Genomic DNA, 17,552 nt, shown 5'->3' with positions numbered 1-17,552 from the left:
TTTTATTTTTGATTGCCGGTAATTTTGATTCGTTTTATTTAGTAATCTGCTTATTATTTGAAATTTTTAAAAATCAAAATCCCTAATAATAAACATATAAGTAACATGTCCATGATTACGCATTACAGTTTTCAGAAAATCGATTCTAAATACGTTTCCGGTTAATGCTTCTGTTACTCTGGCGGTGTTAAGTCTTGATCCTCCTCTGGTATTTATGTGGGCATCTAGTGGCCACATATTTACAAGAATATCCTGTCCTCCAACTTGAATTTCATAGACATGATCTCCTTGTTGTTCCGCTGGTTTTACCCCATAATCCCTTACTAAATCATTCATTTTCGCTCCTCCTGGAGTACTGGCAGTTTCGTCAAGCGGACCTACACTTGTTCCTCGTGATATTTGATTTTCCGGATCAATTCCAATTTCCGCTTCGTTTGCAGGAAGAAATTTTTTCTCATGTGGTCTAAATTCTTCAATAGTAGGGTCACCTTCATCATGTAAACCTTTTAATGTTCTCTGACTTCGGGTTTCTCCTCTATGGGTTAGATAAAGCGAAGGATAAGAAGCACTTGGAGGTTTTGGCCATGTTAAATCCAGATGGCTATTTGGATTTGGTTTCGCCGGAGGTCCTGCAGCCGGACCAGAAGTACTGCCTGTTGGGCCAAGATTCATAATTTGCGACCCGAGACTATTTAACTGAGAAACGGCATGAACAAAATTTTCAACATTTATTACATTTTTTGGATCTCCTTGAATTCCATTAATATAAATTAGATTCATATTTGAATTTAGCATCCAGTTTTTGTCCCATCTCCAGGAAGCAATATTCCACTCCCTTTTCCAGTCAAGGGTTAAAAAGTTAGCATGAATACCGCCTAATATATCAAATCCCAATGCACTTTTTAATTCTAAAGAAGCGGTATGAGAAAAACTCATATTACCTCCTGCAATAATAATATCTACGGGAGCTCCAAAAAATGCACCAAATCTTGCGTTTCCTTCGGCCCTTAAAGAACCATTAATTCCGGCAACATTTGCAGAGATAATATTAGGCAAACCTACTTCCAGTCCCATTCCCAAAGCTGCTTCAATAAACATTTGCCCATAAACTTCTGTAGGTACTTCAAGCATTCCACTTAGTCTGAATCTTGAATTGTATAATAAAGACATCGCTTTTAGTGCGTTTAAACCACCTAACGGCAAAGCTAATGCCAATGCATCAAGCATGATAGGGGTCTGGGCATAACTAAAGCCAAATTTTAAATTGGTAAGTTTTATTCCTCCAAAATATCCTCCAATATTATAACCAGCAGTTAGTGCGCCATTTAATCCTACTCCAAGTCCTTCAAAAATAGGCACTGAAAAACCTGTACGCCCTATTGTGTAGGTTTCTGCGATAGGATTCATCGTCATACGTTCTAATAATGTATAATCTGGTAAATCAAATACAAAATCTCCCAAATTCATTCTCGGGTGTGCGATAAGGCTTGCTGCGTCAGCATCGGCTTCGGCTTGCATTTGCTGTAAATAGGGATCAACAATAGAATATATTCCCTGATACATGGCTGAATGCTGGTGAAGCTCCCACCTGTTATATGCAAATATTAAACGTGACAGAAGTTGTTGCTTCAAATTGCCATTACTGGCAGGCGGCAACCCGGCTTGTGTAGCTTGCTCTAGCCATTCTTCATGATTGGAACTTTTCTCAACTATATTGTTCCAAACTGCGCTGTCTTCTTCCAGAATAGCTGCCGTTTGTCCTATAAGATTGTCGTTTACCATTTCATTAAAACCGCCGTTAACTAAAGTTAAAGAAGTTATAAATTCAAATCGGTTAAGTCCAAGCTGTTCTGCTGCATGACTAAACGTGGCCTCTAATTCAGAACCAATGGAAGTAGAAACATTCGTTACTATAGAAGATGCGTCACAAATAATATCAGATGCTTCATTGTAAAATGTTTCATCTGCTTCATCTTTTCCAAAATACCAATTTTGGAAAAGAGAAATTGCATTATTAAAATTATTAATTACATTATTAAAATGCATATCACCAACTCTATTTACGTCTATTTCTACAGCAGTAACATCTGTTTGATCGTCTTTTTGGATTTGCAAGCTAGTTTGCTCCATTTTTTGTACCAAAGGCTTACTAGCACCCTGTTGCACAGTATGTGTTAATTCATGCACAAGTAAGTGCTTACCATCCTGCGAATCCGGATTGTATTTTCCTTTATTAAAGTAAACATCACTGCCGTTTGCAAAAGCGTGCGAACCTAATTGCCGGTTCATTTGAACTGCAGTGGAATCGTTATGTATTTTAACATCACTAAAGTCAGTTCCAAAACTGGATTCCATTTCGTTTTTTATCTGTCCGGATAGGGGAGATCCGCCGCCTTTACTGCTGTTTAAAGTACTTTCCAGATTAGAATTGTCAATAGGATTTGCATCTGCACCCGCACTCATCTGAAGTTCTTTTTCGTCTTCTTTGGTTTGGATTTCCTCTTCTTCTTTTGCCTGAATGTCTTCTTCTTTTTTCTTTTGAATTAATGGTTTGGGAACAAGACTTTTTTCCGTGATTTTGGAGCTTTCAGTTTTAACATAATCGTTTTTATTTAAAGATATATCGACTTTTTCAACTGCATTTTTTTTCAGAATATCTTCTTCTTTTTTTGGTTGAACCAAAGATTTAGACGTGCTTGTTTTTTCTTTTGGTTTAGAAGATTCAATTTTGTTTTGTACCGATTCTTCTTTCTCAGCTTTTAATTGAACAACAGGCGTAATTTCTTTCGTTAGATTTTCTTTCTGAACCTCTTTTTCGATATTATTTTTTTTCTGAATCTCATTAACTTGTTTGTTTTGGATGACAGGCGAAGCATTAAAAAAAGTTTCAGGAATTGCAGCTTGTTTTTTGTTTTGCAGTACTTTTAATTTTGGCTGAGCAATCGATGAGATTTCTGGTAAAGGAGCTTTTTTCTGAATTTCACTATTTCTATTTTCAGGATTTGTTTCAGCCACTTTATTCTGAACAACAGGCGAAGCCGAAAAGAAAGGTTCAGGAGTACTATTCTTTTTATTTGAAACAACCGTATCAGCTACTTTGTCAGCTTCAGCTTCAAATTTATCATTCGATTTACCAATGTTGAGTTTTGCCTGAACACCAAAAAAAGATTCTCTCTCTTTTCCTTTATTATGAGGATTGAGATTACTTTTTCCGGTTGTACTTCTTGCAAATATGCTCATCTGAATGTTTTATTTTTGACTGCATTTTGTTTTACAATTGCAATGTCTTTTATTGCATCCTGCCGGAACTTTAGAATTGGCATCTTTTTCAGCGGCGCTACAAGCTTCTTTATAGTTACTATATTTATAATCTGCATTTCCAATCACACGACTCGGACAAGTAGCGCCAGATCCGGGAATTTGATACACATTGCACCTTACGTCTGTGCAGCCCCATTTTTTGGCTAATATTTCTGCTGAAGCCGCATTGAGTACCGCATAACGCTCTACTTTAACTTCATTTCCTACTTTGTCAATAATGGTACAAGGACACATGCCAATAGCTCCAACAGGTTCTCCTTTTTTAGCTGAATTATCCCATAAATTATAATGTCTGCCTATTCTTGGACATGGCCCACTAGTAGCTTTTTTGTCATTACGATACAATTGTTTACTATCCGGAATTCCTGCTCTTCTTTTCAACTCCTTCTCGGCATCTTTGTAGCTCTTATATCGATAGGAATCCGGTAAATCATCACAACTTTTATCGCTTAATGGTTCAATACCCAAATCTTTGGCAACATCATCTCCTGTTTCCTCGATTCCGTCAATAATTTCCTTTATAGTATCACAAACATCTTTAGGAAGCAATCCTTCTTCGCATAATTCATTCACTATTTCTTGTAATCTTTTACAATTTAATCCTGAACTAAGCGGTTCAATTGCAGTTTCAATATCTCCTACAGGCATTGGGCCAGAAGTTATAGGGCCAATTGATGGAGGCGCAGCACCGCCTAAACTTACTGGTATGTTGATTTTGTAAGCATCACCTATTTCCCAATGACCAAGTGGGTGGGCATATTCACAGACTAAATGTTCAAATACTTTCGATGAAGCATATAAATCTACATCTCCCTGAAGCAAGACGCCCATCATAATATCATTATCGGCACTAAAACTCCAGGTTCCGGAACTATAACCTACATTTATCAAACTGCTTATTGCGCCAATACCCCAGCCAGTTCCGGTTCCTCTGATTCCCCCTTCCAGACTTGCTTCGAGCGGGATAGGAGGTTCACTAGGAATTACCCCTAATCCGCGGCCGACTAATCCGCCAAAAATAGACAGTCTTTCTCCTATTGCAGCGCCCACATAAAGTTCTGCCTGACCTGCAAATGTGCTTGAAAACGGATCAAGTGTCAGACGAATTTGTCTTAATTCACCCGGGCCTAAAGCAGCTAAAATTGAAGGTTGTAAGTTGACTTCTAATGAAGCAAGAAATGTAAAAACACCTACTGTTTCTCCAAAAATAGGAATCTCTAAAACTGGGATCGCCGGAAGTTCATCATCTCCTAATTCTTTTTGAAAACTATCAAAAAGAGTGACATTCGGAATATCAATAATAATCGATGATCCTACTATTGTGATGCTTCCGCCAAATCTGCTCAGTACCGCGTTTGCCAGAGCTAATGCTGCTTCACCGGCTTCCGTTTTTATCCAGTCGATTGCCTCTGAAGCTGTATCAGAAATGGCGTTTCCAACGTCCGAAGCAGTATCTACGATGGCATTTCCAACATCCGATGCAGTATCTGCAATACTATTGCCAACATCGCTTATACCTTGGTCAACAGTATCAACAGCATTTGACGCATCGTTCATAAATTCATCAAATGAATAACGTTGTACTTTTGCAACAGGAGAATTTCCTTGCTGAATCGTATGCGTTAATTCATGTGCCAAAAGATGTTTTCCTGATGCTGAATCCGGATTGTATTTTCCTTCATTAAAATAAATATCATTTCCGCTGGCAAAAGCCTGCGCACCAATTTCCTGGCTCATTTGAACGGCATTTGAATCATTGTGGATTCGGACATTACTAAAATCTGCTCCAAAACCAGATTCCATTTCTGCTTTGGTATCTTTAGAAAGTGCGGCGCCACTGCCTTTTGAATTATTAAGTTTGCTCTCGAAATCAGAATTTGATTTTTCAGCCTGAGTCCCATTTTCATCCTTCTTTTGAACGTTTTCCTTTTCACAATCGCATTTTTGAACGGACTGTAATTGCTGTACGGGTGTAATTGAAGCTGCTAACGGTTTCTTCTGAATTTGATTTTTATTACTATCCTTTTCACAATCACATTTTTGTATAGACTGCAATTGCTGTACAGGCGTAATTGATGCTGCTAGCGGTTTCTTCTGAATTTTATTATCATTATTTTCACAATCACATTTTTGAATAGGCTGTAATTGTACAGGCGTAATTGATTCTGCTAATGGTTTCTCCTGAATTTCATTTTCAGTTTTTTCTTGTTTTTGAACTTCCGTTGCCTGATTTTTTTGAACAATTGGAGCAGCATTAAAAAAAGGCGCTGAAGTATTGGTTTGTTTATTAGAAACTACCTTATCAGCCATTCTATCGGCTTCAACTTCATATTTATCATTCGATTTGCCAATGTTAAGCTTTGCCTGAACGCCAAAAAAATCTTCTCCCTTTCTCGAATTAAAAACGGATGGGGCAGAAGAGTTTGATTTTGCTATTTGACTGAATGCTGACATATATTTTAATAATACGTGATTTTGCTATTGTCTGTGTTTTGTTCCATTACCAATAAAGGCATTTGCTCCACATGAAGGCGGAGTTTTAATGATTAGAGTAAACTTCTCCACCCTTGGTGCGACGAATTCAATAGGAAATGTCCCGCCAACTGGAATTTGTACGGCTGGTATGATAGCTGTTCCTGAGTTATCTATAATCTCTGCACTGTAAGTCGAACAGGGGGCGCTTTTTTTATTTCGTTTTGTTGTTAATTTGATAGAGAATAATTTGCACTTCTCAGTTGGCTTTAATGGTTCAAAATGTGTAGGTTCTGATGAAAATTGGAATCGATTAAATATATCGCAATCTTTTTTCTTTGGTGGTTTTTCTTTCTTTCCGCCTTTGGTTTTCTTCTTTACCACATTATCCAAAACTCCTATAGTTTCCGGTCCTACAATACCATCAATTTTATTCAGATGGTTTTCGCTTTGAAAACCTATTACTGCATTTCGGGTTTCATTTCCAAAATCGCCATCTGCGCCAAAATCCGGTAATTTTTGATCCGCGATGACCAGCCCTTCTTGTAAGTCTGTAATATATTGTCCTTTTTGCCCGGATGAAATGAGCATTTCATCATCATTGGCTTTTTCAAGCGGATCATTGCCTTTAAAATAGGGTTTTTCTGTTTGCAAATCTTCGTGATGGTTTTTAACAGATGATTTTTGTATGGTTCCTGATTTTTGTTTGGCCCCGGTTTGCTGAACTGTATGTGTTAATTCATGCGCCAGCAAATGTTTTCCTTCCTTAGAACCCGGATTGTATTTGCCTTTATTAAAATAAACATCATTTCCATTGGTAAAAGCCTGCGCGCCCAATTCCTGACTCATTTGAACAGCATTTGTGTTTGTATGAATTTTTACATTGCTAAAATCGGCACCAAAACCAGATTCCATTTCTCCTTTGGTTTTTTTATCTAATCCGGTTCCGCTTCCTTTTGAGTTGTCGAGTTTCTCTTCCAATTCATTGTCGTGAATTTCAGCTTCCGAATTTTGCTCTTTTTTTTGAACTTTTTTTTCTTCGTCTTTTTTATCCTTTTTCTGAATTTTATCTTCTTTTTCACAAGAATCACACTTAGCCTGAATTGGTTTTTCTTCGTCTTTTGTATGTTTGTTTTTTTTCTGAATTGGCTTTTCGTCTTCTTTTATGTCTTTGGCCTGAACAGAAGAAATAGTTTCAGAAATAGGTTTTTGCTGCACTTCATCTTTCGACTGCAAAAGTCCGCCTCCAGACGCATTATTATTCACCACTTTATCAGCTACTTTGTCTGCTTCTACCTCAAATTGGTCACCTGCTGTTCCTGTTTTTAGTTTTTTCTGAATTTTAGGTCCAAAAAAACTTGGGCTTGTCGGGCTGTCTTTTTTTCGTTGTTCAAATGCTCTCATAACTATAATTTTACCATTGGGTATAGATTAATTTTTGAATCCACGGAATTTTAACGATGCTGATATTCCACGGAATTTTTTCTAATAAAAGATCCTGTGTTTTTCGTTCAATAGCCAGTTTCGGATTGGTTTCGCTCCAGTCTAATTTACCTTCTCTTTGAAGAAATTCGGTTCTTAAGATATTTGTCGAAGTATTTTTTAAAGTCGACCAGTGTTCTACCACCGAAAGCAGCATTTCTTCTACTTGCTGTTTGTGTTTCTCTTCAATTTTAACTTCTTTTTGGATGGATTGCTGCATGGGTATTCCGCACAAAAATTTCTCAAAAAGCATTAAATGTTCGTACTCATTTTCTTTTTTTGTAGCCGCATAATGCAAAATATGCGCTGCCATTTCCTTGTCTAAAAGCGTATTATTTTCATCCATCAAATGACAGCTTTTAAACATTTCTTTCAAAAAGGGATGCAAAATGATTAAACCTGCATTTTGTACATAACAGGATTTAGAACCCGGACTGTCTTCCTGAAAATGATCCTCAATTATGGATTCTTCTTTTGTTGTAATTTCTGATTTTGATGTTTCGGGATTTGGTTTTAGAATTGATTTTTCTTTTTCAGAAACCAAATAATCCGTTTTTATTTGTGTTAGTTTTTCATCGGTTAAATCAAGTGGTATAATTGTTTTTATATTTTGGATAAAAAGCTTCAAAGAGATTTTATTGGATGAAAATTGAGTCTCTTTTTTATAATAAAATGCAATAAGATTAATTGATTTTGGTTCCATCCAAAAATCAAAAATCAGTTGCCAGAAAGAAGCTTTAAAACTGCTTGTTTGTTGATGGAGTATTTGTAATAATTTGTTTTCTAAAAGTACTTTTTGTTGCATTTCTGAATCTAAAACAACCGAAAACAAAATCATAATTTCCTGATTTGAAAACTGATTTATGATTCGGTTTTGAACTTTTTTTTGCCGAATTAATTTGCTGAACGGAATTTTGAAAGTATCTTTTTTAAGGTTTTCAAAATGGATTTTATCAAAAAAATCAACTTCATTCATCTTAGAAATCCACCACGGCATACTGCCATTTTCTATAAAATAAAGTAGGGTTTTCAGGTCCTTATCTTCTGGTGAAAGTGTAAGAATTTCAGGTTCTTTATTGATGTTGTTTTTAGTTGTTTTGTGGAGCTCATTTATAGCTTTTTGAACTTCTTTTTCGATTTGGTTTTTGATATCGATTTTAGAAAAAGAGACCTTGTTTTTCTCATTGTCTGACTGAACAGAAATTTCCAGTTTTTCTATTTGAATGATTTGATTGTCAATATCTTTAATAAAATTAAATTGCTTTTCTAAAATAATAAATACCTCATTTTGCATAAACATAGCAAGGTCATCTTTGATAGCATTTGCCACCGACATAGAGTTGGTATCGATCTCTAAAAAAACTCTTTGGATGCTATGTGAATTTTTAGTCATTTTTATTTGGTAGTTTATTTTTTTTTCTTACATTTGTCTCCAGCCGTTTAGGTTGTACTGGGAATAAATAGTGTTCGTAATGCGAACATCTTCACCCCATTAAAGCTTGAGCCCGTACCCTGGTATTGGTCTCAAGCTTTTTTATTTGTTATCATTCGGCTTTTCGGGATTTTTGGCAATAGGTTTGGTTATTTTTTCTGTATCAACAATAATCCTATTTTTTTTATGATCTTCTGTCGATTGACGATCTCTTCCTATCAAAATAAAGAAACCTTCTGTAGGTTTGTAAAAATAAAATTCTGCTATAGTAGCATATGCAGCGAATAAGCTTTCAAATTTTGAAAGGTTTACAATTCTTGTAGTATCAATGTGAATAATGAATTTACTCAATCTGGTTTCATTATGAATTTTTTTTCTTAAATTCATAAACAAGACTAAATCATCATTTGTATTAGTACTATTTTCTAAGTAATAAGATTGCATATCTGTATTGACCCAATTTCCGCTTGTCCAGTCGCCACCAATGTAAATATGAGTAAGTCTATTATCTATTTCAGTGATTTGAGTGGCAATCTCTACTAGAAGATCAGCAACTGATTTTTTCTGATCTCCTTCGTGATAATTTTCATAAACCATCGGAATATTATAAAACTCATGAAATTTTTTCGGAAATCTTGGAAATTCTTTTGTAACAGGATGTGATTGCAATGACTTTCTTAAATCTTCCCATTTGTTCCAATCTTCTTTAAAGCGGCCAAAATTATCATCGTCTTTGTTGATTGGATCGTAATTAGCATGGATTTTTTTATACATATCAGCTTTATACGAATTAACGACAGAGCAGGTAATTTTGTTTGACGTATAAATTTTACCGTTTTTAGTAACGCCATTTTCAGTAAACGTATAAATTGGAGTTTTTCTTGAAAGCGTAATGTCTTGAACTTCAAATTCAAATACATCTTTTTCAAGTCGCATGATTCTTAGTTTTTTCTCTTCTTCAATAAAATCAAACAAAAGACCGGTTGGAAATTGAGTATTTAGTGTTTCCATTACGACATGTAATCGACGGGCAAAAATTTGATCTAGCGGAATGCTGACCATAACTTTATCATTAATCAAATTGACACCATTTATAGTATATTTTTTTATGCTTAACCTGTAATGTGTTGGCATATCAATTCTCTCACTTTTAGTACCTCTTAAACTTCTTGATAAATTATTGATATAGCGCAACGAGCTAATCCAGGGATATAAACATCCCATAATCGTACAGCATCCTAATCCGTCGTCCTGACTTATTTTTCCCTCAATAGCAAAATCAGTTATAAAAGTGTTGCCTGATTTTAGCAATAATAAAGTTCCTCCTTTTTTAACACCGGCTTTGTGCTCGAAAGAATAATGAGTATTGAATAAGATTTTTAAATCGGCTGCATTTTCAACAACATCCATAATATAAAAATCAAAATCCAATCCGTATTCTTTTCTTTGTACGTTTAAAGATGTTTTTACATCCTCAACACTATCGCCCAAATAACCCTCAATTCTATAAAAATCGTAATCGTCTGTACAATAATCCAGCGGATTCTGGATATAATCGTTGTTTGACAGATTTGTGGTGTGATAGCTAAAATTGGTTTGATGAATATAAAGTTTGCTTTTTTCAAAATCCCAGGCATGTAATAAATTGTCGTCGACATTATAGTAATACGGAACCGATTTTGTACCCAGTTTTCCTATTGCTTTTGAAGGCGTAATTTTAATGCTTTTGGCATCTATCTGATAATTATCTAAAATGCCTTTAAGTCTTCTGACCAAAGAATCAAAATTGCTGAATGTTTTATTCTGGTCTAAAGCACTTGCTTTATAAAATTGATGTCTGTAATCTTTAAAACGATTCGTATCTTCTACAAATCCCAATAATAAATGTTTTGGAAATGAACTAATTGGCGGATTACACTCTGATTTTAACTGAATAAAAAGATCTTTCAATTCCTTATAAGTCGCCACAATATCTTTTAATAAATCGTATCGATAATGAATATCCTCCGGGATATTTAGCGGATCGATGGTAAAAAGTGCATTGATGCGGCTGCTTATAGCTGCAAGCTGCGTTACATAACCAAAAGGGATAAGAACGGTGGCTAAATTGGCAAGCAAGTCAGATTGAAACGTCACATCATTGACAACTGTATTAAAAAGTTTCTTGATTTTATCGGCGGTTGAAGTACTATTGAATGTTGGAATTACTTTTCGGACACCCAATTCTTCAAGTGTTGTATATTTTTGAAAAACATCGTATTTATTATAAAGAGAATCTCTTTCCGGAGAACCGCTTTTGCCAATAATAATATTCGCAGTTGCCTGAGTTACGACAAGGACACGTAAGTTAAAAATTTCTTCGCCGCCTTTGTTCGAACAATCTGTTTCATCGCACAAAGAAGCATCTTTAGTATAACTTTCAAGATACAAAATGACAACATGATTTTTTAAATTAGCAAAATTGGTCAACAGCGATTCGCCATTTTCCAACGGAGTTCCAACTGGTTTTTCAGGCAGTAATTCCCACATAGGCAACATCACATTGCTGGCGTTTTTAAAAGCAGGATAATTGCCTTTATCAGTATCAAATATTTTATAGGATTTATAATCAATTTTTGGAAAATCAATCGTGAACAATTTTTGTTTAATGGCAGTTGCCAAAGGTTTGTTGGTTTCTTTTTTTAATTTTATCAAATCGCCGTCAGTCGTAATTCCGTTTCCCTGATTTATCGTCACGGTAGAGTAGCCGGCATTGATTGAAACTTCAAAGCCGCAAACAATTCCTGTACCGGTAAGAAAGATTCTGTTCAATCGATTTTGGTCATCAAAATAGTCAATAGTTTCGTTGAGCTGATAGTGCGTTAACATCTGATCTGCTACATAACTATGATAATTTCCTGTAATGGTGGTAAGTTTTGTTGCCATGACCTTGTATTTTTATATTGTTCCTAAATTTGTTCTTCCTAATACTATTTTTCCTGAAATATCTTCCTCTTCATCTACACAATTGTACAATGTGCCGGTTGGATAAATAGAATTTAATTTTGATAATGATGCAATGAATTTTGGTAAAGCATCTTGTTTATTTTGAGTTTTATCCATCAGAAAATTTTTGAAATCTCTTTCGAAATCGAGCAGGTCATTGTCAACGGGCACAATTTGATCCTTTCGATAACCAATCCAGCAGATTTTACCCAAAATATGAGATGGAATTTCCTGCCGAATTACGTTTTCGGCAAAATTTCTAAAATCAACATCTGCAAAACGATACGTATATCCGGGCAAAACCACACTAATTTTAAACGAGTACGGATTTGGTACACAACAATCACCAGAACAATCGTCTACACATATTGGCATATAATAACTTGCGTCAATTGCTTCAGCAGGATTGGGAACCAGCAGCATATGTTCTACCAGAAAAATACCTTCGTCGCTGAATTCTTCCTTAAAGAAAATCAGTAAATCAAGCATTGCCGTTTTTACTTCTTCCAGCGTTTCGTATAATTCATATTGTCGTGCAATAATTCTGTCAGGATTGCTGAGATCGTCAACAAGTTCAGGATTAACGATATGAAACGAATATTTATGTGTATCAGATTCAATTACTTCAAAAGTGTTCATCACAGTATCTTTAAAAGCAATACCGTTATGGCTGTTTTTGAAGAGATTTTCAAAAGCATTTTCAATTTCTTTTTCACTGGTTTCGTAAATTTTCAGAATTGCAAAATACATTTCCTTAATAGCATTATGCTGATTTAGATAATCTTCTGTTGCGGTCAGAATAATTTGATTTGCAGCGTTTCTAATCCTCCATCTAAAAAGATTTGGAACCACGCCCGGACTCGGATCATAAAGCTGAACAAACAAACCGGAAAGGTCTTTTCTTTTAATACCTTTTTTGCCTGTAACCGGATTTTTATCGCCTTTGATTCCTAACAAACCGGCGATTCTGTTTTCTAAACCCGTTACATTAAACGTATTCCACAAATTAGATAAAGGCTGATTGAAATAATTAAATCCGCTGCCCCGTTTGCTGCTTATTGTATCATAATTGATTAAAAAATCGGATTTGTTTTGCAATACAATTTCATCCGAAGAAGCGCCATATAATGATTTCATTAGAAAAGCATATTCAGCAAATCGTTCGGCAAATCTCGAAATAAGATGATCTTTTATTTGGTTTTGTCTTTTAACAGAATCATCCAGATCACCAAATAACAATTCGTCCAGTTTTGCTTCATTAGAAGATAAATAGGCCTCATTTACAATTTCATCAAAACCCGTCATATCAGAAATAGGCTGAGTAAAATAAGTATTTTCCAGATCACCATTTATAGAAAGCAATTCTTTGACATTGCTTAAATGTTTGAAATAACTCGCCAAAATCTGATCAAAAAACAGCAAATATCCTTTTAATTGTTTGGCTTTGGCTTTTCGTTCCGTGTTGGCAGATTCAGACAAACCCACTTCGCCAATTCCGTAATTTTCCGGAAAATTATTGGTGATACTGGTATAAAAATCAGTTTCTGTAATTTTGCCCTGAGGCACTTTTATTTCTTTGTTTTTAGCCGCATCTTGCTGTGAATAAGCAAATTCGTCTTTTAGATCGTCTAAATATTTTTTTGCTTTTGTTTTATTGACTGTAACCGGCAAAACGCCTTTGCTAAAGTTCAGCGTGCTTTTATGACAAAGGCTTGGTTTTTTATTAGGCGGAATGCAAATGTTCCAAACGCTTCCTTCCAATTCTATCGCTTCACAATTGTTTAATGCGATATCTTTTATTACGTTTACACCTTCTATACTCATGATAATCTGCATAATATCAGAAAGGCGTACTTCGGTTTTCAACGAAGAATTTTTCAGTTCCGCAGTATCAATAAATCCCCGATCCAGAAAAGGTCCTTCAAAAATCTCGTCACTCGAATAGCCTTTCTCAAACATCTCAGCCAATGAATAATATTTTATGCCTGGCGATAAGTATTTTTCAAGTTCAAAAGTAATTTTTGCATGAACAAGTTCTTCATTAGCTTCAGGATCAAGTTCAATTAAGGCACAAACGGCAATGGGTTGAATTTCTACTTCTTTTATTTCTAAAATATCTTCGCAAAGGTTTCTGTTCGCATGAAATTTTTCGATAATCTGAGTTTTAAGCAATTCTTTCTGAGCCAGATTATCTTCATTAAAATCAACCAGAATAGTATAATAACCTTTGATTTCTGTTTCTTTGATAAAGGTTTCCAATGTTCCGATGAAATCATCTTTTACAAGTGAAATTTTGGCTTCTTTACAATTAACAAATAACTTTTTCGAAGCTTTTTGAAGCCAGCAATTTTTGATTCTTTTCGGGTCAATATCAATCAGGATTTTTCGGTAATCCAAAGCCGTAACCGCCTGCGTTGGCAAAATTTCCGAAGCCGTAAAAAACTGTTCGTTAATGGGGTTCGAATTGTTGTTTAATAAATCTTCGATAGGCAAATTGATTCTCATGCCCAGATCGGTAATCGCATAACAAAGCACTTCGAGAATCGTAATTCCCGGATCGTGCGTGTTATAATCCGTCCAAAATTGACTTCCTAAAGATTCGATGTATTCGATTCCTTTTTTTCGAAGGAAATCAAAACTCATGTCATCATTAGAACTGACGTTTTTTGGGATGCTGATATGTTGGTTTACAGTTGACATTCTTCTTTTGGTTCTATGATTTTAACAGTACATTGTTTGACGTCGGTGCTGAGTAAATGTTTTTTTGCCGAAACTAAAATCGATTTTGGATTAGACGGAACGGCAACTTTATCTGAAACAGCGCCATTTTTCAGCAATCTTACATCTTGCAGATAATCGACATAACCTAATTTTTCGATATAATTTATGAGCAGACTCGAATGAATAGTAACTCCAAACGTAATTGGGCTATTTTTGTCGAGTGCCCAGGGCGATAAAAACTTGATTATATCTGCATTAAGCTTTTGCAAATAGAAATTTTCATCGTAACCGGGATTGAATTTTACTTTTAAATCAACCGTAACTTCTTCATAATTCGGGTTGATTACAAAAGTCGTTATGTGCATCGAATTCAATTGATCGATATGATTTTTGACTTTATTTAGCGTTGCCGTACTCACGCGTGGCTGATAAATATCAAATACATTTTTGTTTACCGTGTCCGGAATCACAACAAGCGTTACATTTCCGGGCGATTGATACGAGGTTTCGCAAGTATGGTTCAGGCATTTTACTTTGTATAATTCCGGAAACTTTTGCAGTATAATGTGTTCGTAATCCCACATCGTAATTGCTCGGTTTTTGTGTCGAAGGCGTTCGCTGATTCTTCTGTAATAATCTTCGTTGGACTCTTCCGGTTTATAATCAAAACTATTATAAGGCTGCGTAACCGATTTTATATTGCTTAGTCTTTGAAGCAATTTCGAAATAGTTCCGGCTTCTAATCCGGTTTTTAAATGCGATAAATCATTTACATTATTTTGAAAAGTAGCCAAAACTGCTTGCGAATGAATTCCGATTATTTTGCAAACCACATCGTATTTTTTGTGCATTTTGGCTTTAAGCCAAATATAATTTTTAGGCAATCTGGTGTTGTTTTGAGTAGCCTCATTTGGTAAGCTGAATTTCAAAATCCCCGATTGTAATAAATTGTCGGTTTCATTCAATAAAATATCCGAAGAGTTCAGAATACGCCATTCATTATTGCCCAAAACAGACCATTCTATTTTCTGTTTTCCGGTAAATGATGGCGTTGTTGGATTTTCACTTCCTTCCAAAACCTGAAACAATAAAGTGATTTGCTGCAATTCCTGTACATTTTCCAAACCAATAAACAATTCGCCGCCTTTGCAAAAAACAGGAAGCAAATATGAATTTTTATCTTCGACAAAATCCAGATTTGATTTTAAATAAGAATGTTCTTCAGTATATCCAAAATGACTGATTTGGAATAGTTTAGCTTCATTTTTATTATAAACATCTTCTAAGGTTTCCAATCCTGTTGCTGAAAATGCAGTAGTTTCAGAAGCGGTATAATTCAGCAGCAGTTTTTCAACCAGCGGTGTATAAGGCTCATTCGGGATTACCACATTTAGGTTTTTGCTCGAAAGTGCCAAAGCATAGGTTTTGGAATACAAATTATGCAGAAATGAAGAAGCTAATGTTAGCCTGATCTCTCCGTTTTTCTCTGTATTATAATTGCTGTTATTTACGCTAAAAGTTGTCTTAAACGGATTTGCTGCTGTAAATAATACGTTATCAACACCATTACTTTGCCAGGTATTATTAGATAAAATCGATAATTTGTATTTAAAATAATCATTAGTGGTTACGATTCCGCCATCGACTTTAAATTTGGTTCCGTCAAATACACTATCTTTAAATTCAAGTGTACTAATGGTATTTATAGATGAGGTTTTATAGGCTTTGTAATGTTCGACAAAATCGGACGGAGTATTTTTCCAAAATACCTCAACGTTGATATTGTTCCAGTTTTTAGCAAAAGCCTCATTATATTTAATATGAAAATTAGAACCTGCGACAGGTTGTGTTGAAAAGGGGAAAAACGGTTTTGCAGCATTAAGAATGCCATTATCGTTTTCTAAAACAGCATTTTGAATATTTTGGACATCTATATTGATGGTAATATTTTCTAATTTATTTTGTGCTAATGATTTGTATAAGTCATATCCATTAGATTTTGTGGTATCGAGATAAAATTTTGCAACGGGTAAATTTGTACCAAATTCTTCACCGTATATTTTAGGATCATAACCCGAAATAGCATCTGCATTTTCATCTAACAGAAAAGCAATTTTCATGGTTTTTCCGCTAACGGAAGTAGTGTAAGAGCTGCCTGATTTTACAGGTAATGATGCTGAAATTTTAGCGTCAAGCCATTTTTTTGCTGTAGTTAATTGCAGGCTTAAACATTCTATGATAATAGCCGAAGTTGCAACAGTAATGTTATTTTGAAAAGCAAAACTTATTTGAACGGTGCGTTTTCCTTCTGCTAAAGATAGAATAGGAGAGGCGACTGCAAAACCTACAGTTGCATTAGGTAATTCTGTTGGAAAATTTGCGTCGTTCGTATAGCCAAATGGCCACCATTGTGTGTTGTTTTTATCTGGAAATGCTTTGCCTAAACCATCGTAAGAATTTGCGATTGGGCTGGCCACTATTTTTTTTGCGTTGACGTCGTTATAAATATTTTTCAAGGAAGAAACGATAGTTTTATTGGCTATCAATTCATCGTTAGAATAATAGTTTCGGGTTTTTCCGGAAGCATCCTTGCCACCTTCAAAACCGGTTTTGGCTTCAATTTTTTCCTGAATAGCATTCTTGGCTAATTCAAAAACAAGATATACTTTATCAGGTGTGGCAGGAAGCTTTTCAATATGCAGAATCTGATTGTAATAAAAATCAAGATGACGTTTCGTAAGGTTGTTGTATCTTTTTTTACTGTTTTCTAACAGCATCAAAAAAGTAAGAAACAAAGTTAAATGTGGCGTAATCGCATATTCTTTTTTATTTTCTGAAATTAAACTATCCAGTTCTTTTTTAACCCGATCCAGTATCAATTGATTTTCTATGGATGGTTTACCGGTCAACTTAAAAAAATCAAAAAAGGTTTTCCAATCGCCTGCGGGCAGCTGTGGATTGGAGGTTTCAAAATAATTTACATATTCAGAAAAATTATAGGCAAACAGAACCCAATCTGTTATTTCAAAATCATTAAGACGAATGTTTTCAGGTTGTAACGCGTTGAGATAGCGTTGCTTTTGGTCGCTGCCATTAGAAGTCAAAACACTCAATATAGTATTACAATTACTCATCTTTT

Annotated in this window: 7 protein-coding genes; all 7 read right to left on the bottom strand. The window is 35.0% G+C overall.

What is annotated here, in order from left to right; all coding sequences use genetic code 11:
• Window positions 1-66 precede the first annotated feature (66 nt).
• Window positions 67-3,240: an eCIS core domain-containing protein gene (locus ACZ0AH_RS18945; RefSeq protein WP_463477330.1), complete on the bottom strand. Its 3,174-nt coding sequence runs from the start codon at window positions 3,238-3,240 to the stop codon at window positions 67-69.
• Between the two features lie 9 nt (window positions 3,241-3,249).
• Window positions 3,250-5,775, bottom strand: a complete 2,526-nt coding sequence (locus ACZ0AH_RS18940; protein ID WP_463477329.1) for an eCIS core domain-containing protein — start codon at window positions 5,773-5,775, stop codon at window positions 3,250-3,252.
• 24 nt (window positions 5,776-5,799) lie between these two features.
• Window positions 5,800-7,197 carry an eCIS core domain-containing protein gene (locus ACZ0AH_RS18935; protein WP_463477328.1) on the bottom strand — a complete coding sequence of 466 codons (1,398 nt, stop codon included), beginning with the start codon at window positions 7,195-7,197 and terminating at the stop codon, window positions 5,800-5,802.
• A 10-nt stretch (window positions 7,198-7,207) separates the two neighbouring features.
• Window positions 7,208-8,668: a contractile injection system tape measure protein gene (locus ACZ0AH_RS18930; RefSeq protein WP_463477327.1), complete on the bottom strand. Its 1,461-nt coding sequence runs from the start codon at window positions 8,666-8,668 to the stop codon at window positions 7,208-7,210.
• Between the two features lie 141 nt (window positions 8,669-8,809).
• Entirely contained in the window at window positions 8,810-11,632 is a 2,823-nt protein-coding gene (locus tag ACZ0AH_RS18925) for a hypothetical protein (protein WP_463477326.1), read from the bottom strand.
• Between the two features lie 12 nt (window positions 11,633-11,644).
• A complete protein-coding gene (locus tag ACZ0AH_RS18920; RefSeq protein WP_463477325.1) occupies window positions 11,645-14,392 on the bottom strand; it encodes a hypothetical protein in 2,748 nt (915 codons plus the stop codon).
• On the bottom strand, window positions 14,380-17,547 hold the full coding sequence (locus ACZ0AH_RS18915) for a baseplate J/gp47 family protein (protein ID WP_463477324.1): 3,168 nt from the start codon (window positions 17,545-17,547) through the stop codon (window positions 14,380-14,382). The genes ACZ0AH_RS18920 and ACZ0AH_RS18915 overlap by 13 nt, the downstream gene beginning before the upstream one ends.
• Between the last annotated feature and the right edge of the window lie 5 nt (window positions 17,548-17,552).

Source organism: Flavobacterium sp. AC105 (genome assembly GCF_979258495.1).
Note: the sequence above shows the minus strand (reverse complement) of the source record. Positions and strands in the feature narration are given on the sequence as shown.